Annotated in this window: 20 protein-coding genes; 11 read left to right on the forward strand and 9 right to left on the reverse strand. The window is 68.0% G+C overall.

Annotation, left to right across the window (positions count from 1 at the left end):
* The first annotated feature begins 2 nt into the window (after positions 1-2).
* Complete coding sequence (locus tag WG924_RS14305; protein WP_345933724.1) at positions 3-1,355, forward strand: adenylate/guanylate cyclase domain-containing protein; 1,353 nt, start codon at positions 3-5, stop codon at positions 1,353-1,355.
* Here WG924_RS14305 and WG924_RS14310 read toward each other — a convergent pair.
* Complete coding sequence (locus WG924_RS14310) at positions 1,340-2,041, reverse strand: glutathione S-transferase family protein (protein ID WP_345933726.1); 702 nt, start codon at positions 2,039-2,041, stop codon at positions 1,340-1,342. The two genes, WG924_RS14305 and WG924_RS14310, sit on opposite strands and share 16 nt — an antisense overlap.
* Positions 2,038-3,030, reverse strand: coding sequence for a DMT family transporter (locus WG924_RS14315; RefSeq protein WP_345933728.1), 993 nt, complete (start codon positions 3,028-3,030; stop codon positions 2,038-2,040). The genes WG924_RS14310 and WG924_RS14315 overlap by 4 nt, the downstream gene beginning before the upstream one ends.
* Positions 3,031-3,160: 130 nt before the next feature.
* On the opposite strand from WG924_RS14315, the gene WG924_RS14320 reads away from it, so the two are divergent.
* From WG924_RS14320 to WG924_RS14345, 6 genes are all read left to right on the forward strand, one after another.
* Positions 3,161-3,811, forward strand: coding sequence for a TetR/AcrR family transcriptional regulator (locus WG924_RS14320; RefSeq protein WP_345933729.1), 651 nt, complete (start codon positions 3,161-3,163; stop codon positions 3,809-3,811).
* Positions 3,808-4,518, forward strand: a complete 711-nt coding sequence (locus WG924_RS14325; protein WP_345933731.1) for a glutathione binding-like protein — start codon at positions 3,808-3,810, stop codon at positions 4,516-4,518. Before WG924_RS14320 ends, WG924_RS14325 begins: the two co-directional genes overlap by 4 nt.
* Positions 4,519-4,891: 373 nt before the next feature.
* Positions 4,892-5,215: a type II toxin-antitoxin system RelE/ParE family toxin gene (locus WG924_RS14330; RefSeq protein ID WP_345933733.1), complete on the forward strand. Its 324-nt coding sequence runs from the start codon at positions 4,892-4,894 to the stop codon at positions 5,213-5,215.
* Positions 5,215-5,508, forward strand: a complete 294-nt coding sequence (locus WG924_RS14335; RefSeq protein ID WP_345933734.1) for an XRE family transcriptional regulator — start codon at positions 5,215-5,217, stop codon at positions 5,506-5,508. Before WG924_RS14330 ends, WG924_RS14335 begins: the two co-directional genes overlap by 1 nt.
* Before the next feature lie 351 nt (positions 5,509-5,859).
* Positions 5,860-7,074: an argininosuccinate synthase gene (locus WG924_RS14340; RefSeq protein WP_345933735.1), complete on the forward strand. Its 1,215-nt coding sequence runs from the start codon at positions 5,860-5,862 to the stop codon at positions 7,072-7,074.
* Between the two features lie 192 nt (positions 7,075-7,266).
* Positions 7,267-8,682, forward strand: coding sequence for a homospermidine synthase (locus tag WG924_RS14345; RefSeq protein WP_345933736.1), 1,416 nt, complete (start codon positions 7,267-7,269; stop codon positions 8,680-8,682).
* 96 nt (positions 8,683-8,778) lie between these two features.
* Here the strand turns inward: WG924_RS14345 and WG924_RS14350 are convergent, their stop codons facing one another.
* Positions 8,779-9,771, reverse strand: a complete 993-nt coding sequence (locus tag WG924_RS14350) for a hypothetical protein (protein WP_345933737.1) — start codon at positions 9,769-9,771, stop codon at positions 8,779-8,781.
* A 299-nt stretch (positions 9,772-10,070) separates the two neighbouring features.
* Here WG924_RS14350 and WG924_RS14355 point away from each other — a divergent pair, with 299 nt between their 5' ends.
* Positions 10,071-11,489, forward strand: a complete 1,419-nt coding sequence (locus tag WG924_RS14355) for an ethanolamine ammonia-lyase subunit EutB (protein WP_345933738.1) — start codon at positions 10,071-10,073, stop codon at positions 11,487-11,489.
* A gap of 44 nt (positions 11,490-11,533) precedes the next feature.
* Positions 11,534-12,355, forward strand: coding sequence for an ethanolamine ammonia-lyase subunit EutC (gene eutC, locus WG924_RS14360; protein WP_345934127.1), 822 nt, complete (start codon positions 11,534-11,536; stop codon positions 12,353-12,355).
* Here the strand turns inward: eutC and WG924_RS14365 are convergent.
* Positions 12,342-13,550 (reverse strand): winged helix-turn-helix domain-containing protein, encoded by a 1,209-nt coding sequence (locus WG924_RS14365; RefSeq protein WP_345933739.1) that lies wholly within the window; start codon positions 13,548-13,550, stop codon positions 12,342-12,344. The two genes, eutC and WG924_RS14365, sit on opposite strands and share 14 nt — an antisense overlap.
* 328 nt (positions 13,551-13,878) lie before the next feature.
* Between WG924_RS14365 and WG924_RS14370 the strand changes: the two genes are divergently transcribed.
* A complete protein-coding gene (locus tag WG924_RS14370; protein ID WP_372045167.1) occupies positions 13,879-14,871 on the forward strand; it encodes an SMP-30/gluconolactonase/LRE family protein in 993 nt (330 codons plus the stop codon).
* Between the two features lie 98 nt (positions 14,872-14,969).
* Entirely contained in the window at positions 14,970-15,512 is a 543-nt protein-coding gene (locus tag WG924_RS14375) for a GNAT family N-acetyltransferase (protein WP_345933741.1), read from the forward strand.
* Positions 15,513-15,649: 137 nt separating this feature from the next.
* On the opposite strand, the gene WG924_RS14380 is transcribed toward WG924_RS14375, so the two are convergent.
* The 5 genes from WG924_RS14380 to WG924_RS14400 are packed head-to-tail and all read right to left on the reverse strand — an operon-like array spanning position 15,650 to position 21,049.
* Entirely contained in the window at positions 15,650-16,459 is an 810-nt protein-coding gene (locus tag WG924_RS14380; RefSeq protein WP_345933742.1) for an ABC transporter ATP-binding protein, read from the reverse strand.
* 38 nt (positions 16,460-16,497) lie between these two features.
* Complete coding sequence (locus WG924_RS14385) at positions 16,498-17,547, reverse strand: FecCD family ABC transporter permease (protein ID WP_345933743.1); 1,050 nt, start codon at positions 17,545-17,547, stop codon at positions 16,498-16,500.
* Positions 17,544-18,698 carry an ABC transporter substrate-binding protein gene (locus tag WG924_RS14390; RefSeq protein WP_345933744.1) on the reverse strand — a complete coding sequence of 385 codons (1,155 nt, stop codon included), beginning with the start codon at positions 18,696-18,698 and terminating at the stop codon, positions 17,544-17,546. The genes WG924_RS14385 and WG924_RS14390 overlap by 4 nt, the downstream gene beginning before the upstream one ends.
* A complete protein-coding gene (locus tag WG924_RS14395) occupies positions 18,695-18,988 on the reverse strand; it encodes a DUF2218 domain-containing protein (protein ID WP_345933745.1) in 294 nt (97 codons plus the stop codon). Before WG924_RS14395 ends, WG924_RS14390 begins: the two co-directional genes overlap by 4 nt.
* A gap of 33 nt (positions 18,989-19,021) precedes the next feature.
* Positions 19,022-21,049 carry a TonB-dependent receptor domain-containing protein gene (locus WG924_RS14400; protein WP_345933746.1) on the reverse strand — a complete coding sequence of 676 codons (2,028 nt, stop codon included), beginning with the start codon at positions 21,047-21,049 and terminating at the stop codon, positions 19,022-19,024.
* Between the last annotated feature and the right edge of the window lie 41 nt (positions 21,050-21,090).

Raw genomic sequence — 21,090 nt, forward strand, 5'->3', positions numbered from 1 at the left:
GCATGCCGGCGCGGCTTCAGGCCGCCATCGCCGACAGTCAGGCCGCCGCCGAGCGGGTGGTCGGCTGGGCGCAGTTGGGTGTGATCGCGCTGTTCGCCAGCCTCTATGCCTTCAGCCCCCGGGCCGGCGGATCGGACGTGATGTTCCAGCCGGTGCCCTGGGCGCTGGCGATCTATACCGTGTTCACGGTGATCCGGATGCGGATCGCCCGGCATCGGCCGTTACCGGGCTGGTTCCTGGCGTTGTCTGTGGTGATGGACATGGCGCTGCTGATCGGACTGATCTGGAGCTTTCACATCCAGTATGGTCAGCCGGCCGCCTTCTACCTGAAGGCGCCAACGCTGATGTATGTGTTCATCTTCATCGCCCTGCGCTGCCTGCGCTTCGAGCCCGGCTATGTGCTGCTGGCGGGCGGTGCGGCAGCGGCCGGATGGCTGGCGCTGCTGTTCTATGCGCTGTGGGATGGTGGCGGGATGTCGGTCATCACCCGTGACTATGTCGCCTATATGAGCGGCCCGCGCGTGCTGATCGGCGCCGAGGTCGACAAAATCGTGGTGATCCTGGTGGTCACCGCCGTGCTTGCGGCCGGGCTGGCCCGCGCCCGTAACATGCTGGTGCGGGCCGAGGAGGAAGGGGCGGCCCGCGCCTCGCTCGCCCGGTTCTTCGCCCCCGACATCGCGCGCCGGATCGCCGAGACCGGGCTTGCCATCCAGCCCGGATCGGGCGTGGAGCGGGTGGCGGCGATCATGATGATCGACATCCGCGGCTTCAGCCGGATGAGCGAGCGGATGGCGCCGGACGCGCTGATGAGCCTGCTGGCCGATTACCAGTCGCGGCTGGTGCCGGTGATCCAGGCCGAGGGTGGTGCGATCGACAAGTTCCTCGGCGACGGCATCATGGCGACCTTCGGCGCGGTCACCCCCGAAGCCGGCCATTGCGCGCAGGCCATGGCCGCGGCCGAAGCGGTGCTCGACACCGTCGGCCTGTGGAATGACGCGCGCCGCCAGGGCGGGCAGGAGCCGGTGGCGATCGGCATCGGCATCGCCGGCGGCCGGGTGGTGTTCGGCGCGGTCGGCGATGCCAGCCGGCTGGAGCTGACTGTGATCGGCGCCCCGGTCAATCTGGCCGCCAAGATCGAGAAGCACAACCGGGTCGCCGGCACCGTCGCCCTCGCCGAAGCCGGCGTGGTCGATGCGGCCGAGGCCACCGGCTGGCGGCCCCGGCGCAGCCGGTTGCAGCGGCTGGTGGCCGCCCCGGTCGACGGGCTGGATGCGCGCCTCGATCTGGTCGCGATCTCGGCCCTGCCCGCCGATCAGGCCGCCGCCGACCGGGCGGTCGGTCAGGCCGGCGGATAATTCGACGGGAACAGGGCGCGCAGAGCCGCTTCGTCGCGTGTCGTCTTGAAGTCGATGTCGCGGCCGACGGCGCGGGCACGGGCGGCGGCCGGGCGGGCATCGATGGCCTTGAACCAGCGGTCCAGATTGGGGAAGCCGGCCAGCGGCGGCTCGGCGCCCTTCAGCACCCGCGAGGCCCGCTCCAGCCAGCCCCAGGCCGAGATGTCGGCGATGGTGTAGCTGTCGCCGACGATGTAATCGCGGCCGGCCATGTGGTCGTCCAGTACCTGATAATGGCGCTCGGCCTCGCGCCGATAGCGGTTGACCGCATAGTCGAGCCCGGCGGGGGCGGCATGCTGGAAATGCACCGCCTGCCCCGAATAGGGGCCGAGCCCCGAGGCGATGAACATCAGCCAGGACAGCAGTTCGGGGCGGTCCTGCGGATCGCCGGTGAAGCGGCCGGCCTTTTCGGCCAGATAGAGCAGGATGGCGGTGGAATCGAACACCCGCGCCTCGCGACCGCCGGGGCCGTCGGTATCGATGATCGCCGGCACCTTGCCATTGGGATTGATCGCCCGGAAGGCCGGGTCGTGCTGCTCGCCCTTGCTGGTATCCACCGGCACCACCTCATAGGCAAGGCCGGTTTCCTCCAGCAGCAGCGCCACTTTGGCGGGGTTGGGGGTCGGGTGGAAATAGAAGCGGATCATCGGGAAGCCTCGTTTCGGGGTCGGGGGGATGAGAGGTCGGCGGTTGTGCCGGAGGCGGGTGATCGCGATGCCAGCAGCACGCCCGCGACGATGACCAGCACCGCCGCGATCTCTACCGGGTTCAAGGTTTCGCCCAGCACCAGGAAGGCGAGCAGCGAGGCGGTGACGGGGATCAGCGCGATCATGGCGGTGGCCGCCGCCGGCCCCAGCAGGGCGATGGCGCGGTTGAAGGTGATCACCGCCACCACGCTCATCAGCACGCCCTGATAACCGGCCTGGACCAGCACTTCCTGAAGCGGTGCCGCCTGCAACTGGCCAAGGCCCAGAATCAGATAGCCCGGCACCACCAGCAGCGCCGACCAGACACAGATCAGCGCCGCCGACTGCAAGGCGGTCAGCCCGCTTCGGCGGAAGCGCAGGGTATAGATCGCCCACAGCGCCGCCGCCCCCAGCATGGCGGCGAAACCAGCCACGGCCCGCATGCCGTGCAGGCCGGCACCGGCCAGGATCAGGCCCAGCAGGCCGGCGGCGATGGCGGCATAGCCGGCCAGCCGCAGCCGGCCGGGCCGGTCGCCCAGCAGCAGCCAGCCGAACAGGCCGGCGAAGACCGGCATCATGGTCGGCGTCACCGCCGCCGCGCGCCCGGCCGAGGTGAGTTGCAGCCCCAAGGCGATCAGCAGCACGAAAGGCGCGCCCCACAGCACCGCGAACAGCAACCCTTCGCGGCCGGCGCCGGGGGGAAGCCGTCGGCGGCCACGGATCAGCCATGGTGCCAGCAGCACCGGCAGCAGGATCACCGCGCCGACGCCGAAGCGCAGCACGGTGATGTCCCAGACCGTCAGCGTCGACACACCGCCCGCCTGCGCGACGCTGAACCGGGTGACGACGAACCAGCCCGAGAAGATCGCCACCGACAGCGCCGCCCACAGCACGCCCCGAAGGGTATTGCCGGGGCCGGATGCCGGTCCTGTGGTTTCCGCCTGGGTCATCACCGCTCCGTGGTCGCTGCTTGCGTTTTAGATCGATCGATTTAAAATGCCCTCAAGCGATGCGGATGGCAACATGCAACCGCATTGCACCAATCACGACGACCATGTCAGCCGAGGACGACAGACAGCCATGGCCCGGCCCCGAGAGTTCGACGAAGCGGCGGTGCTCGATGCGGCGATCCAGTGTTTCTGGGCGCATGGCTATGAGGCGACATCGATCCGCGACCTGACCGCCGGCATGGGGATCACCGGTGCCAGCCTGTACAACGCGTTCGGCGACAAGCGCGCGCTCTATCACCGCGCGCTCGACCGCTATGTCGAGGAAACCTTCGGCGACCGGGTGCGCCGGCTTCAGGGCCTGCCGCCACGTCAGGCGATCGCCGGCTTCTTCGCCGAGGTCATCGACCGCTCGGTCGGCGATCCACAGCAGCGCGGCTGCATGGCGATCAACGCGGCGCTTGAGGCCACGCCCCGCGACCCCGGCTTCCGCGATGCCGTGGCAGGGGTGCTGATGCGGATGGAGGCGTTCTTCCTCGATTGCGTCACCAGGGGTCAGCGCGACGGCACCATCACCACCCGCCTGCCGGCCGAGGATCTGGCCCGCCATTTCCTGGGCCTGCTGCTGGGCATCCGGGTTCTGGCCCGCACCCGCCCCGACCGCGCGTTACTTGAGGCCGTGCTGCGCCCGGCCCTGTTCCTGCTCGACACCGCGTCTCCCGGCGACACCGCGTCCGGCGGCGAGACCGGGTCATCGCCTGCCAAGGAAGGCCCCGTGAGATGATCGACCTGTATTACTGGCCAACCCCCAACGGCCACAAGATCACGATGTTCCTGGAAGAAGCCGGGCTCGATTACACCATCCATCCGGTGGATATCAGCGCCGGCGACCAGTTCAAGCCCGACTTCCTGGCGTTTTCGCCCAACAACCGCATGCCGGCGATCATCGATCACGCCCCGGCCGATGGCGGCGAGCCGCTGACGGTGTTCGAAAGCGGCGCGATCCTGCTCTATCTGGCCGAGAAGACCGGCCGCTTCCTGCCCGGGCCCACCGATCCGCGCGGCCGCAAGACGGTCACCGAATGGCTGTTCTGGCAGATGGGCGGGCTTGGCCCCATGGCCGGCCAGAACCATCATTTCGGTCTCTACGCGCCTGAAAAGATCCCTTATGCCATCACCCGCTATGTCAACGAGACCAACCGGCTCTACGGCGTGCTCGACCGCCGGCTGAATGGCCGCGCCTTCATTGCCGGTGACGACTACACCATCGCCGACATGGCGGCCTATCCCTGGATCGTGCCCTGGAAGCGCCAGCAGCAGCAGCTGGACGACTTCCCCAACCTGCGCCGCTGGTTCGACACCATCCGCGCCCGCCCGGCCACGCTCAGCGCCTATGAAAAAGGCGAACCGCTGGCAAACCGCCCCACCGTCACCGAAGCCGGCAAGAGCATCCTGTTCGGCCAGACGGCGGCGACGCAGACGCAGAAATAGACGGCTGCCATCGATAGTGAAAAGCGCCGGATGCCGCTGAGGGGCATCCGGCGCTTTGCTGTGTGAAGGCCGGTCGAGCCGGTCTCGTCCTTATGCCGCCGACAGCCTGGCTGGCATCCGGGCAAGTTCGTTCAGCAGGCAAGCGGCCGCGAACCGGCAGGCGGGCGAGATATATGCGTGGACATGCCGCTGCTCATGCGGGAGCGGCTCCCAGGCAGATATTCAGTGACGTTCCGTATACGGTTCCATGTCATCTGCTTTCCTGCAAGTTTCATAGTATCCGCACAGATCGCGCCGTCGCTACAGGCGCACGGGGCATCGCGGTCGGCGCTGTGACGGGCGCAAAGCTGACCGGGGAGAGGAGGATTTCGAGATGGTCCCCCAGCCGGTGCAGGATGAATTGCTGGCCTCCGCGAAACTGCTCCGTGTGTTTGGTCCTCAACTGGGGCGACCACATGTCGATACCCTGAACGGCTCGGCCTTTGCGAATATGAAGGAACTGCGCTTCAATGCCGGCGATGGTGTCTGGCGCGTCGCCTTCGCATTCGACCCGGAGCGGTCGGCAATCCTGCTCGTTGCCGGCGACAAGTCGGGCGCGAGCGAGAGGCGTTTCTACAAATCGCTGATCGCGGAAGCAGACGAGCGCTATCAAAGACACCTCGACCGCCTGGCGGCGTTGAAGACGGAGAAGAAATGATGGGACGCAGGCTTGATGATGTGATCGCCGCGCTCCCCGACGATCGACGGGCGCGCGTGGAGGCCCGATTTGAAGAGCTGAGAGGCGAAGTGGAAAGTCTCGGTGAGCTGCGCCGTGCGGTAGGCAAGGCCCAGACCGACATCGCCTCAACGCTGAAGATCAAACAGCCGTCGGTCTCGAAGATCGAGAAGCAGACCGATATGTACCTGTCGACCCTGAAGAGCTATATCGAAGCCGTCGGCGGACAGCTCGATATCGTTGTCCGGCTTCCCGACCGCCCCCCCTCCACATAACGAGGCTCGGAGACATCGTGGACCCGAAGCCTGTCCCAGCCCGGACGACCAGAACGAAGCGCTCATCAGGCGCGCGCTTGCGCATCAAGACCGCGCGCATCGACTGACCTGTTGCGCCGTCTCGTCCAATGACGGCCGCGAAGGCCGGCGGGATGGCAGGGCTGCGCCCGGCCATGCTTCCACACGGAGCCCCCGCACCAGTTGCCGCCACGCGCGTTTGCACTATACTGCGCCGATCCGCGGCCCTTGAGGGTCCAGGGCGGGTCGTTTTCGGCCGTCCTGATGGTCCGGGGCCGCCGCGATCACCGCACACTCCGCCCATAACCTGTCGTTCCCGGGGGCTTTCAGAACATGAGCCGCGACGTCAAGAAGGTCGTCCTCGCCTATTCCGGCGGTCTCGACACCTCGATCATCCTGCGCTGGCTGCAGGAGAATTACGGCTGCGAGGTCGTCACCTTCACAGCCGATCTCGGCCAGGGCGAGGAGCTGGAACCGGCGCGCGCGAAGGCCGAGATGATGGGCGCGTCCGAGATTTTCGTGGAGGATCTGCGCGAGGAATTCGTGCGCGATTACGTCTTCCCGATGTTCCGCGCCAATGCGCTGTATGAGGGCGTCTACCTGCTCGGCACCTCGATCGCCCGGCCGCTGATCGCCAAGCGCCAGATCGAGATCGCCCGCAAGGTGGGTGCCGATGCCGTGTCGCATGGCGCCACCGGCAAGGGCAATGATCAGGTCCGGTTCGAGCTTGGCTATTACGCGCTGGAACCCGGCATCAAGGTGATCGCGCCCTGGCGGGAATGGGATCTGAATTCCCGCACCCGGCTGATCGATTATGCCGAGAAGCACCAGATCCCGATCGCCAAGGGCAAGCGCGGCGAGGCGCCCTATTCCACCGACGCCAATCTGCTGCACATCTCGTATGAGGGCCGGGCGCTGGAGGATCCGTGGATCGAGCCCGACGAGGAGATGTTCACCCGCTCGGTTTCGCCCGCGGCCGCCCCCGACGAGCCGACCTATGTCGAGATCGGCTTCGAGCATGGCGACCCGGTGTCGATCGACGGCGAGCCGCTGAGCCCGGCGGCCCTGCTGACCCGGCTGAACGATCTGGGCGGCGCCAACGGCATCGGCCGGCTGGATCTGGTCGAGAACCGCTTCGTCGGCATGAAGTCGCGCGGCGTGTATGAAACCCCCGGCGGCTCGATCCTGATCGTGGCCCATCGCGCGATGGAAAGCCTGACCCTCGACCGTGGTGCCTCGCACCTGAAGGACGAGCTGATGCCGCGCTATGCGGAGCTGATCTATAACGGCTTCTGGTTCTCGCCCGAGCGCGAGATGATCCAGGCGCTGGTGGATGAGAGCCAGAAGAACGTCGTCGGCACCGTCCGGCTGAAGCTGTTCAAGGGCAATGTCACGGTCGTCGGCCGCAAGTCGCCGAAGAGCCTGTATGACGAGGCCTTCGCCACCTTCGAGGCCGATCAGGTCTATGACCAGCGCGACGCCCAGGGCTTCATCAAGCTGAACGCGCTGCGCCTGCGGCTTGGCGCGAAGCGCGGGGACCGCGGCTGACCACGGTTAAGACCGCGCCGGCGCCCCGGCGCCGAGCGGCTTTCTGTGACAAAGCCTTGAAATCTTGAACGCGCGCGGTGGACAAGCCGCGCGCGTCGCCGTTCCATGTCACGGACGCCTCGGCCATCGCCCAGGCGGGACAGCCGGCCACCCTGCGGGTGAAGCCGGCGCTCAAGGAGTGCATATCGCATCATGACCAAGCACGCCGCTCTCCCCGGCCGCCTGTTGATGCTCGGCTTCGGCAGCATCGGACAGGGCGTTCTGCCGCTGATCCTGCGCCATATCGACATCACCCCCGACCGCATCACCATCATCTCGCCCGATGATGCCGGCAAGGCGGTTGCCGATGAATACGGCGTCACCTTCCTGAAGATGGCGCTGACCCGCGAGAATTACGTGGGCGAGCTGGAAGCGCGGCTGGGCCAGGGCGATTTCCTGTGCAACGTCTCGGTCGAGGTCTCAAGCCTCGCGCTGATCCGCAAGTGCCGCGAGCTGGGTGCGCTTTATGTCGACACCTGCATCGAGCCCTGGCCGGGCGGCTATACCGACCCCGATCTCAGCCCGTCGCAGCGCAGCAATTATGCGCTGCGCGAGACCGCGCTGGCGCTGAAGCGCGAACTGGGTGCCGGATCGACCGCGGTCATCGCCCATGGCGCCAATCCGGGCCTGGTGTCGCATTTCCTGAAGGTGGCGCTGCTCGACATCGCCAAGGCCTCGGGCGTCGATGCCACCCGCCCCGGCAGCCGTGAAGGCTGGGCGGCGCTGGCACAGGCACTCGACGTCAAGGTCGTGCACATCGCCGAGCGCGACACCCAGAAGGGCGAGCCCGCCAAGGCGCGTGGCGAATTCGTCAACACCTGGTCGGTCAACGGCTTCGTCGGCGAGGGCTGCCAGCCGTCGGAACTGGGCTGGGGCACGCATGAGCCCGAGATGCCGCCAGAGGGCCGCCGCCATGATTTCGGCTGCGACAGCGCGATCTATCTGATGCGTCCGGGCGCCGGCACCCGCGTGCGCACCTGGGTGCCCAGCGAAGGCCCGATCCATGGCTGGCTGGTCACCCATAACGAGTCGATCTCGATCGCCGACTACTTCACGGTCCGCGACGAGGCAGGCGCGGTGGTCTATCGCCCGACCAGCCATTACGCCTATCACCCCTGCGACGAGGCCGTGCTGTCGCTGCACGAATTCGCCGGCAAGAACTGGGAGCTTCAGCCCAGCGTCCGCATCCTGATGAACGAGATCCAGCCCGGCGGCGTCGACGAACTGGGCGTGCTGATCAACGGCCCCGCCAAGGGCAGCTACTGGTATGGCTCGCAGTTGACCATCGACGAGGCCCGCGAACTGGCGCCGCACAACAACGCCACCAGCCTTCAGGTGACGGTGTCGGTGCTGGCGGCGATGATCTGGGCGATCGAGAACCCCACCGCCGGTCTGGTCGAGCCTGAAGAGGTCGACGAGCGCCGGATCATGGAAATCTCGACCCCCTATCTCGGCACCATGGCCGGCTACTGGACCAACTGGACCCCGCTGCAGGACCGCGAGACCCTGTTCCCCGAGGATCTGGATCGCAGCGAGCCCTGGGCGTTCAAGAACATCATCGTGCGCTGATCCGCACCGGAGCACCGGATCTGCACGATGAAGACGGGGGATGCCGGCCACGCGCCGGGATCCCCTTTTTTTGTGCTGTGGCAGATCGGGCGCCGCTCAACCGCATGGCGCCGCATGCAGATAGCCGACAAGCCGTCCGTCGCCATCCAGCACCCGCTCCACGGTGCCGCAGGCGGCCGTGGGGGGCTGGTCGCCGGCCGGCAGGAACAGCGGATCGCCCTCGCCGGGCCAGGTGTCGGCCGCGTCCTCGGGCACCGGGTCGATGGCCGACACTTTGGCGTCGGTGGTGATGCAGTCGTGGCGCGAGCCGTCGGGCGCCCGCAGCCGCACGCCGATCAATCCCTCGTTCATCACCCGTGCGGCCGTCACCGCCTGCACCGGCACCCGGCCATCGGCGACGCAGGCGCGGATCGCCGGCATCAGGCTCGCCAGATCCCGCGCCCAGTTCTCGTGCGCCGGGCTGCCATCGGCCGAGCTGCCATCCGCCGGGCTGTCATCGCTATGGGCGGCATCATCCGCCCCCGCCTCATCCCCGGCGCGCTCAGCCGGCCCGGCCGTCGGGTCCAGCACGGCCTGCACCTCGCCGGCGGGTTTGCAGCAGCCGGTGGCGAGGCTGCCATCGGGGAAGGAAATCACCGCCCGCCATGGCCGGTCGGGGGTTTCGTCCGACATGGTCGAGGCGCAGATCCCGGGCACCATGGTCGCGACCAGCACCTGATCGGGCGCGTCCTCGGGCACGCCCCGGAAGCTGTGGATCGGCGGATCCAGGAAATCCAGCGACTGAAGCTGACCGGTCAACACGGTCTCGTCGATGCCATCGGCCCCCGGCCGCGACAGCTTCGCCTCGGTCATGGCCATATCCAGGCTCCAGAACGGTTCCTCGCCAACGCATGACATGCCGCGCTGGCTGGCCGCCTGGGGCCCGGGCTCGGCCATCACCGCATCCTTGGGCACCGCATCCCTGGGCGGGGTCGCGTCCGCCGCCATCGCGCCACCCGACAGCAACAGCACCCCCAGCCATGGCAGAACCGCCCGGCGGTGGCGGGGCAGCCGGCATGCCGTCTGGATATCGTGTCGTGATCCGGTCATGTGGCATGTCCTCAACTCTGCGGGTGCGGGGTACGGGGTGCGGGGTGCGTCATCCCGGGAGACCTGTCTTGGCCGTCCATCCTGCCCGAAGCCCGGTCCCATCTGGTGGGACATCTGCGGGACAAGCTTGTGGACATCACCGCTGTTTCGCGCAGACTGGCTGTGTGAATGTTCGCCCCCGCATTCATCCGTCCCGGCCCGCCGCCACGGGCATCGTTTTCAGAACCGCTCCACGTGGCGCCCCTGACGTCGCCATGGCTTAGGGGCCCGCCATCATCAGCCCGGGTGCTTCACGCGTGATGTCCGACCACCAGCCCAAGGCGCGCCATGCCATCGATCTCGGCGGCACGCGCTGGACCTTTCCAGATCTGAGAACCCTGCTGGCCCGCGCCACGCCGCTGCGGTCGGGCGACCAGTTGGCGGGGCTTGCCGCCGAGACGGCGGTTGAGCGGATCGCGGCTCAGATGCTGCTGGCCGATCTGCCGCTGAGCGCGTTTCTGAACGAGGTCGTGGTGCCTTATGAGGCCTGCGAGGTCACCCGGGCGATCATCGACGATCATGATGCCGCGGCCTTCGCGCCGATCCGCGCGCTCACCGTCGGCGGCTTTCGCGAATGGCTGCTGGGGCCGATGGCGACACCGGACCGGCTGGCGGCACTGCGTCCCGGCCTGACGCCCGAAATGGCCGCGGCGGTGTCGAAGATCATGCGATTGCAGGATCTGATCGCGGTGGCCGCGAAATGCCATGTCACCACCGCCTTCCGCACCACACTGGGCCTGCCCGGCCGGCTGGCGACCCGGTTGCAGCCCAATCACCCGACCGATGACGACCGTGGCATCGCCGCGTCGCTGTTCGACGGCCTTCTGGCCGGCGCCGGCGATGCGGTGATCGGCGTCAACCCGGCCACCGATGGCGTGGAAGACTATACCCGCGTCTGCCGCCTGCTCGATGATGTCCGCCAGCGGCTGGACGCGCCGGTGCAGCATTGCTGCCTGGGCCATGTGACCACCGCGATCGAGGCGATCGGCCGTGGCGCGCCGGTCGATCTGGTGTTCCAGTCGATCGCCGGGTCCGAAGCCGCCAATCGCGGCTTCGGCGTCGATCTCGCCATCCTCGCCGAAGCCCATCAGGCCGGGTTGTCGCTGAACCGCGGCACGGTCGGGCGCAATGTGATGTATTTCGAAACCGGCCAGGGCTCGGCACTGTCGGCCGATGCCCATCACGGTGTCGATCAGCAGACCATGGAGGCCCGCGCCTATGCCGTGGCCCGGCGCTTCGACCCGCTGATCGTCAACACCGTGGTCGGCTTCATCGGCCCGGAATATCTGTATGACGGCAAGCAGATCACCCGTGCCGGATTGGAAGACCATTTCTGCGGCAAGCTGCTGGGCCTGCCGATGGGGGTGGATGTCTGCTACACCAACCATGCCGATGCCGATCAGGATGACATGGACGCGCTGCTGACATTGCTGGCGCAAGCCGGCGTCACCTTCGTCATCACGGTGCCCGGCGCCGACGACGTGATGCTGAATTATCAGAGCCTGTCCTATCACGACGCGCTCTATATCCGAGGCGTCACCGGCCGCCGCCATGCGCCGGAATTCGAAGACTGGCTGACCCGGATCGGCCTGCTCGACAGCGCCGGCCGGCTGACCGATGGCCGCACAGCCCTGACCGCCCTGCGCCCGGCCCTGTCGCTGATCGGCAGCGCCGCATGAGCCCCGCCGACGATGATACCGACCGCACAATGCCGCCCGCAACCATGCCCGGGCTGGTCGATCCGGCCGGCGTGGTAACCCCGGCCCCGGCTGAAATCACCGCACTCCGCCGCTATACCCAGGCGCGCATCGGCCTTGGCCGGGCCGGCCAGGGTCTGCCGACTGCCGATCATCTGCGCTTCGGGCTCGATCATGCCCGCGCCCGCGACGCGGTCTGGACCGGGATCGATGCCGAGGAACTGGTCCGGGCACTGGCAGGTCGCGGCCTCAAATCCCATCACGTTTCCAGTAAGGCACGTGACCGGACTGAGTATCTGAGGCGCCCGGATCTGGGCCGGCAGTTGTCGGCAGAGGGAGAAGCGGTTCTGGCCGGGCTGCCATCGATGCCGGCGGACACGGCCGCAGCGGTCACGCTGGTGATTGCCGACGGCCTGTCGGCGGCGGCCGTCATGCTGAACGCGCTGGATCTGGTCGATGCCCTGCGGCCACGCCTGAATGCCGCCGGTATCGGACTGATCGCCACCGTGGTCGCCACCCAGGCGCGGGTGGCGCTGGGCGACGCCATCGGCGCGCAGACCGGCGCCCGGCTGGTGGTGGTGCTGATCGGCGAACGGCCGGGGCTGTCGGCGGCCGACGGGCTTGGCTGCTATATCACCTTCAACCCCAGACCCGGCACACTCGACAGCGCCCGCAACTGCATCTCGAACATCCGCCCCGGCGGGCTCGATATCGACAGCGCGGCCGCCAAGATCGCCTGGCTGGCCGGTGAAGCGCTGCGCCGCCGCCTGACCGGCATCGGCCTGAAGGAGGCCTCCGGCGTGGCGGTGCCCGCCGCCGGCCAGCCCCGGGTGCTCAACGAAGGCTGACCGCCACGGCTGCCGTCAGGGCGGGCGCGAAATCGCCCACCGGCTCGACCACCACCTGATCCAGACCCAGCCAGCCCGCCATCACGGCCAGTCGCCCGGCCAGCCGCTCCGCCACCCGGCCGGGCTGGTGGCCCGGTTCAAGATGTGCCGCCCTGACCAGCAGCCGCCCGCCCTGGCGGTCGGCCTTCAGGTCCACCCGTGCCGCCAGATGCTCGCCCATCAGAAAGGGCAGCACGTAATAGCCGTGCACCCGCTTCTCGGCCGGCACATAGATCTCGATCCGATAGCGGAAGCCGAACAGCCGCTCGGCCCGGTCGCGGTCCCAGACCAGCGGATCGAAGGGCGCCAGCAGCGCATCCTGCCGCACCCCCGCCGGCCGAGGCGCCTCGGCATGCAGATAGGCCGGCTGGCGCCAGCCTTCCACCGCCACCGGCACCAGCCGCCCGGCCTCGACCAGATCGGCGATGGCGGCGCGAGCCTCGGCCCCCGCCAGCCGGAAATAATCGGCCAGATCCGATGCCGTGGCGATGCCCAGCGCCCGGCCGGCGATATCGACCAGCGCCCGATGGGCGTCGGCCGGCGCCGGCGTCGGCGCCGCCATCACAGGGGCGGGCAGCACCCGTTCGGTCAGGTCGTACAGCCGTTCAAACCCGCCGCGCCGTCGGCGGGTGGTGATAGCCCCGGTCCAGAACAGCCATTCCAGCGCCCGCTTGGCCTCTCCCCAGCCCCACCAGCCGCCGGCGCCGCGGGCGCCCTGGTCGAAATCACCCGCAGCCATCGGCCCTTCGGCGGCGATCCGGGCCAGCACCGCATGGATGAACGCCTGCCGCTCCCGCCCGAACTGGGCGACGCCCCGCCAGATCCCGATACCGTCGGCCGCCCGCGCCATCCGCCAGCGGAACAGCGGCTGCATCGCCACGGGGATCAGCGATGCCTCATGGCCCCAGTATTCGAACAGATGCCGGGCATCCAGGGATGCGGCATCCAGCGATGCCTGCTCATAGGCGCCGAGACGCGCATGCAGGGGCAGATAATGGGCACGGGCCAGCACGTTGACGCTGTCGATCTGCACCAGCCCCAACCGCTCCACCGCCCGGGCCAGTTTCACCACACCCGGCCGCCCGGTGGCGCGCGTACCGCCGAAACCCTGGGCCCGCAAGGCGATCCGCCGTGCCTCGATCAGGCTCACTGTCATTGTCGCAGCCTCGCTCACCCGGCCGTCCCCCACATCTTCACCAGACACCGGCGCTGTCGCGCCCTGCCGTCGAACCGCCGCCGATCATAGCCGGAAGCGTCCCCGCATCGCGACCCATGACTGTCCCATGACGCGAACTGGCACAGTCACGGCAACATTCCGACGAACCGTCCCTTTCATACCCAAATAAAACCAGCACAATCCTCTGAACACAAAGGGGTTTCGCGCAGGCCACCATATGGTCCGCGTGTGCCGTCAAGAAACAGAACGGGAGGATACCATGATAACGAGAGCGATCACTCTGGCGTTGATTGCCTGCGCCTGGGGCATGGCGCCATCAGATCTGCGGGCGGCCGATGCTCCCGCACTGCAATACAATGACAGCATCACCGGCCCGGCGCCGATCCCGCCATCGGAGCAGAGCCTTCAGACCATCACCGCCGTGCCATGGTTCAAGGTCTCGGACAAGGGCCTGCAGCTTGAAGGCCCGGTCTTCGACCGCCAGGGCGATCTGATCTTCACCGAGGTGTTCGGCGGCCAGATCTTCAGACTGACCCCCGACAAGCAGCTATCCACCATCCTGGGCGAGAACAAGCTCAGCCCGGCGGGTATCGCGCTGCACAAGGATGGCCGGATCTATGTCGCCGGTCTGGGTGACTTCAAGGACGCGGGCTCGGTGGTATCGATGGCGCCGGACGGCAGCGATATCCGCGAGATCATTCCCACCACCGCCGGATTCCTGCCCGACGATCTGGTGTTCGACGACCAGGGCGGCTTCTATTTCACCGACTTCAAGGGCACCTCGACCACCCCCACCGGCGGCGTCTATTACGTGGCGCCGGGCGCCGATGGCGCCACGCCGGCCAAGGCGGTGCCGGTGCTGCCAAATCTGTCGGTGGCGAACGGCGTCGGGCTCAGCCCCGACGGCAAGACATTGTGGGTGACCGAATTCAGCCGCGGGCTGCTGCATCGGGTGCAACTGGCCGATGCCACCACCATCGCGCCGTTCGGCACCACCATCCCCTATCGCTTCAACGGCCCGGCACCGGATTCGCTGCGCACCGACATGGATGGCAATGTCTATGTCGCCATGTACGGCCAGGGCCGCATTCTGGTCTTGAACGAGAACGGCATGCCGATCGCCCAGATCCTGCTGCCGGGCCGCGAGACCGGCCATAATCTCCGCTCGACCAGTATGGTGATCAAGCCCGGCACCAATGACATGTACATCTTCACCAACGACTGGACCGGCGGCGAGGGCTCGACCATTTTCCATGCCAAGGTGTTCGCCAAGGCGCCGGCCGACTTCTCGCAGCAGTGACACAACGGTTCCTGCCTGAAAACACCTCGTTTTACCGGCGGAGGATCATCGGGCGATGATGGCATGATCATGCCGTCACCCGCCTTGAGGACCATCCGATGCGCCCCGCCATCAGCCTGCGCCATCCACGCCCCGACGATGCGGCAGCCCTTGAGGCGCTGGTCTCGGACCCGGCGGTGGCCCTGCCCACCGCCGCCATCCCCCATCCCTATCCGCCGGGCGGTGCCGCCGCCCATCTGGCCGACCTCGCCCGGCGGCAGGCCGGGGGCCTGGAGCATGCCTTCGCCATCATCGCCGGCATCGCCCCGGAAACCGCTCCAGGGACCGCTCCGCTGATCGGCATGATCACGCTGCGCCCCGATATCGATGACGGCGACGGCAGAACGGCCGAGCTCGGCTATGTGCTCGGCCGCGACTGGTGGGGCCAGGGCATCGCCACCGCCGCCGGTCGTAAGGTTCTGGTCATCGCCCGCGACCAACTGGCACTTGCCCGCCTCGCGGCCGACGTCAAACACGACAACCACCGCTCCGCCGCCGTCCTCCACCACCTCGGCTTCACCGAAACCGGCCGGCGCATGAAACACTGGCCCGCGCGCGGCGGCATGGTCCTGGTCCGACAGTTCGTCCTGAATCTGGGTTGACGGAGCCGCCGCGGAACCGCGTGGAGTCCGCTGCCATGTCCGGATGCCCCCTGGCAGATATCCCAACCAGATCAATATCCTGATCGGAGGCGACCGCAAGGAATGTCCGCTTGGATGTCCGCTTGGAACTGCCCCGCTCAGGCCAGCCCCTCCACCTGCACCCGCACCCGGCCGCGCTCGTCGGGCGTGACCGATGCGGCGACGCCCCAGACGTCGCGGAGGATGGCGGGGGTGATCGCGGTGGCGGGGGGGCCGAAGGCGGTCAGGCGGCCCCGGCCCAGCACCGCGATCCGGTCGGCCCAGCGGCAGGCGAGGTCGATATCGTGCAGGACCACGATCACCTGCATGCCGCGTTCGCAGGCCAGCGCCGCCACGGTCGCCATCACCTGGAACTGGTGGCGCAGGTCCAGCGCGCTGGTCGGTTCATCCAGCAATAGGATACGGGGGTCGCGGACCAGCGCCTGGGCCAGCGCCGCCATCTGGCGCTGGCCGCCCGACAGCCGGTCCAGCGGTTCCAGCGCCAGATCGGCGATGCCCAGCCGGTCGAGCACCGCGACCGCGCGGTCGGTGTCGTCGAGGTCGGCAAGCTCGGGCGTCGGCGCGCCGGCCGGGCTGGCACGCCGGGCGCCGATCACCGCATCCAGAACCGTCAGGGCCACCCGGTCGGGCAGCGCCTGGGGCATATGCGCCACCAGCCGCGCCCGCGCCTTCGGCGCCAGGGCCAGCAGGTCGGTTGCCCCCAGCATCACCCGCCCGGCCATGGGCATGGCGCCGGCCAGACCTTTCAGCAGGGTCGACTTGCCGGCGCCGTTCGGCCCCACCAGGGCGGTGATGCTGGCCGGCGGCAGTGGCCCCAGATCGACGTCGCGCACCACCGGCCGGCGGCGATAGCCGGCGGTGGCGCCATGCAGGCTCAACAGATCGGTCGGCGCGTCGGCCATCGGCATCGCGGGTATCGGCATTGACGGCATTGGCATGGGGGGCATCAACTGCGCTCCCGGCGCGACAGGATCAGCGCCAGAAAAGCCGGCACGCCGATCAGGGCGGTGACGATGCCGACCGGTACGGTCACGCCCGGCAGCAACAGCTTGCCGGCCAGGCTCGACAGCGACATCACCAGCGCCCCGGCCAGCGCGCTGGCCGGCAGCAGGTAACGGTGATCCTCGCCCAGCAGCAGCCGCGCCAGATGCGGGCCGACCAGCCCGACAAAGCCGATGGTGCCGACGAACGCCACCGCCGTCGCCGACAGCAGGCTGACCCTGAGCAGGCTGAGGAACCTCAGGCGCGGCACATGCAGCCCGAAGCTCAGCGCCCGCTCCTCACCCAGCCGGAGGGCGGTCATCGCCGGCGCCTGGGTCAGCGACCAGGGCAGCACCACGCCCAGCACCAGCGCCAGGATGCCGACCTTGTTCCAGTCGGCGCGGGCAAGCGAGCCCATGCTCCAGAACACCAGTTGCTGAAGCGCCTCCTGAGAGGCCACGAACTGGATCATCGCGGTCAGCGCGTTGAAGGCGAAAACCAGCGCGATGCCGAACAGCACCAGGGTTTCGATGCCCGCGCCCCGCATCCGCGCCAGCGCCTGCAACAGCAGCACCGATGCGAAGGCAAAAACAAAGGCATTGGCCGAGATGATCCAGTTGGAGGGCACCCCCGGCACGCCCAGCCCCAGCACAATCGCCAGCGCCGCGCCGAAGGCCGCCGCCGACGACACGCCCAGCGTGAACGGGCTGGCCAGCGGGTTCGACAGGATGGTCTGCATCTCCACCCCCGCCAGCGCCAGCGCCGCCCCCACCAGCACGGCGATCAGCGCCTGCGGCAGGCGCACCTGCCACAGGATCACCGATTGGGTGCGGGTCAGGCTGTCGGGGTCGATCAGCCCACCCAGCACGGTGCCCGGCCCCATCCCCGAGACCCCCGTGGTGATGTCGGCGATGAAGGCCGCGAACAGCAGAAGGCCGAGCGCTGCCACAGTCAGCGCCCGGCGAAGCAGGTGCCGGCGATGACCGGCACGCGCGGCAATGGCGGATGGTGTCATCCGGCGGGATCGTTCAGGGAAACCGCATAGACGCCGCCCAGCGGCACCGCGAGGAAATCGTGATTGATCAGGTCCAGCGTCGCCGCGGGGTCCAGATCGGCGAACAGGTCGGGGCGCAGCCATCCGGCCATGGCCTCGATCGCCACCAGATTGAGCGGCGAGTTATAGAAGCTGTGCCACAGCCCGTAGACCCGACCATCGGCCACCGCCGTCAACGCATTCACCGGTGTGCGGGCGGTGACCGCCTCAAGTCCGGCGCGCGCGGTCGCCACATCGACCCCCGCCCCCATCGGCACACCGCCGGTTTCCTGGCCATTGGCGGTGCCGGTCGCGATGTAGATATCGGGATCGGTCGCCAGCACATATTCGGCATCGAGCTGGCCAAGCGGCCCCGGCAGCACATCGGCACCGATATTGTGGCCGCCGACCAGATCGATGAAATCACCCAGATTGCCTTTGCCCGGAGACCCGCAGCAACCAGCATCCACCGTCGGGCGCATGTCGAGCAGCACCTTCGGGCGCGGCGCATCGGATGCCGCGACCCGGTCGCGGATCACCCCCAGGCGCTGTTCATAGAGGTCGATATAGCGCCCGACCCGCTCTTCCTGGCCCAGCACCTGGCCCAGAATCTTCAGGCTGGGCACGGTGTTCTCGATCGGCTTGCCCCGGAAATCGACGAACACGATCGGGATGCCGGCCTCGGTCAGCCGATCGATGACCTCTTTCGATCGCGGCGACGGACCGTGGCCGGCATAGCCCAGCACCGCCAGATCGGGCGCCACCGACAACGCCTTCTCGATCGAGAAGCTCTCCTCGCTGGTGGCGCCGACGATCGGCACCTGCTCGATCGCCGGGAACCGCGCGCGGAACAGGTCATAGGTGGCGCGGTCGAGCCGCTGCAGGTCGCCCAGCCAGCCGGCCAGCACCGAGACGGGTTCAGGGTGGACCAGGGCCAGCGCCACCAGATCGCGGCCCTCGCCCAGCAGAAGCCGCGATGCCGGCGCCTCGATGGTGACGGTGCGCCCGGCAATATCGGTGACGGTCACCGGGTCGGCCATGGCCGGCAGGGCCATGCCCATCGCCAGGATCGCCGACAGGACGATCCCACGCAGGCTGATCGAGATATGACGCAGGCAGGTCAGGGGGCTCATGCGCGCAGGCTCCACGAGATGACCAGCGGCTCCTTGAACGCGAAGCGGTTCAGATGCTCGACGACCACCCCGGTCAGTCGCTCCGCCGCCTCGGCATCATCTGCCTCGACCATGACCGACAGTTGGTCCGCCGTGGCCTGCATCCGGCAGCGACTGGTGTCGGAGAACGGGATCAAGGCCGTCTTCTCGTCATGGGTCACCGCGAAGCGATGGCTCCAATGCTTGGCCAACTGGGTCATGTAGCGCCGCCCGAGCGGGGTCGTGACCGAGGCATCATAGATGGTCGTCATCGGATAAGGTCTCCGTTCATTGCGCGCGCGGCCTCAGAACCGGGCCGAGGCGCCGACGAACACGGTGCGGCCGCGCTCGACATAGGCATAGTCGTCGTCCGGATCGCCGGTCGAGGTGTCGGCCAGATTCAGCACGCCGCCACGCACCGAGATTGCGTCGTTGATCTGCCAGTCGGCACCGACATCGACCAGGGTATAGGGGTCGAGGGTCAGCGTGCCCGACCGCTGCCGGCCGGTATAGGTGGCCCGGGTATAGGCCATCACCTCATCAGAGACGAACCAGTCGACCTTGCCGTTCAGAACATGTTTGGGACGGTTGTCGAGCACCGCGCCGGTCATCTCGTTGCGGGCATCGAGCCAGGTCCAGTGGGCGCTGGCGCGGCCCCAATCCCACAGCATGGCGTAGCCCGACGCCTCGATGCCCTCGATCCGGGCCTCGTTGATGTTGACGGGCCTGTAGATGCCGTTGCCGGTCGCCGGATCATAGGCGATCGGGTCCACACCGCTGCCGCGCGGGGTGTCGATCAGGTTCTCGATGTCGTTGCGGAACAGGGTGACCGTGGCGCCCCAGTCGCCGGTGTCATAGCCGGCGGAGAGTTCGTAATTCACGCTCTCCTCGGGCTTCAGATCCGGGTTGCCGTCGATATAGCAACCGCCACGGCACGAGGTCACCCGGCTGTCGGGCGAGAGCTGGCGCAGAGTCGGGGCCTTGAAACCCGTCGACACACCGCCCTTGATCGTCACCGCCGGGGTCGGCGTCCATACCGCATAGCCGCGCGGTGTGACATGGGTGCCGAAATACTTGTCCTCGTCCAGCCGGGCGCCGGCCAGCAGCTTGACCGTGTCGGTCAGGCGGAACTCGTCCTGAAGATACAGCGCCTGAGCATCGGTTTCAGCACCCCCGCTGGTGAACTCGCCGCCGGATTTCAACTCGATCCAGCGCGCCTCGCCGCCCACCACCAGGGTATGGCGATCGAATGGCAGGGCGGCATTGCCCTCCACCACCCGGTTCTCCTGACGGATACCGTCCTCGCCGGTCTTCGATACCTCGGTATAGGCGCGCAACTGCGTGGTGCCCCAGCCCCAGCGGCCCTCATGCGACAGAGCCGCGTCCTCGCGCACCACCACCGCGTCGGCATCGCCCCAGTTGCTGATGTAATACTCGCCGAACCGGCTCTGGCGCGACCGGCCGAATTCGGCCTCGATGGTCTGGTCGTCACCGGGGGTGAGGGTGAATTTGACCCGGCCCTGATAATCCTCGCGGCCCTCCAGCGTCGCCAGATCCGCGCGGTCGACCACGCTGCCATCGGGGCGTTCGACCGGATTGCCATCGCCGTCGATCACAGACCCGCCGGACTGGCCGTTCCACACCTCGCGGCGGTCGAAGGTGCCGGTAACGGTGATCGCCAGCTTCTCCTCGACCACCGGCCCGGACAGATAGAAACTGGCCCGCGCCTCGGTGCCGCGATCGCCCTCGGTCGGCATGTCGAACCCCAGATCGACACTGCCCGACCAGATCTTCGACGCCGGCTTGGTGATGATGTTGATCACCCCGCCCATGGCTTCCGAGCCATACAGCGCCGACATGCCGCCACGCACCACCTCGATCCGGTCGATCGCCGCCACCGGAATGCTGCCGATGTCGAAATCATTGTGGCGGAACACGGCTTCCGTGGAATTCACCCGCTTGCCGTCGACCAGGATCAGGGTGAAGGACGGGTCCATGCCGCGAATGCTGATCTGCCGCCGGCCCTGGCTGCCGGCGGTCAGGCTGATGCCCGGCACGTCGCGGATCGCCTCGGTCAGATCCGACACCGGATAGGATTTGAGTTGCGCGCCGTCGACCACCGTCACCGAGGCCGGCGCGGTGCGCGCGGCCTCCTCGGTGCGGGTCGCCGAGACCACCATCTGATCGAGTTCGTCGGGCTTGCGCTCCTGCGCCTCGGCCGCGACCGACATCATCATGCCCGCCAGTGCCATGCCCGACAGTGTCATGCCCGCCTTGGCCGCACCGGCCGTGGATGTCCTGAAGCGCCACCGCGCGCGCCGCCGATCGGTCATGATCCGTCTCCCGCTCGATATGCATTGTATCATGCGAGTAA

Source organism: Tistrella arctica, from assembly GCF_039630945.1.
In the GTDB taxonomy this organism is placed as follows: Bacteria; Pseudomonadota; Alphaproteobacteria; order Tistrellales; family Tistrellaceae; genus Tistrella; species Tistrella bauzanensis.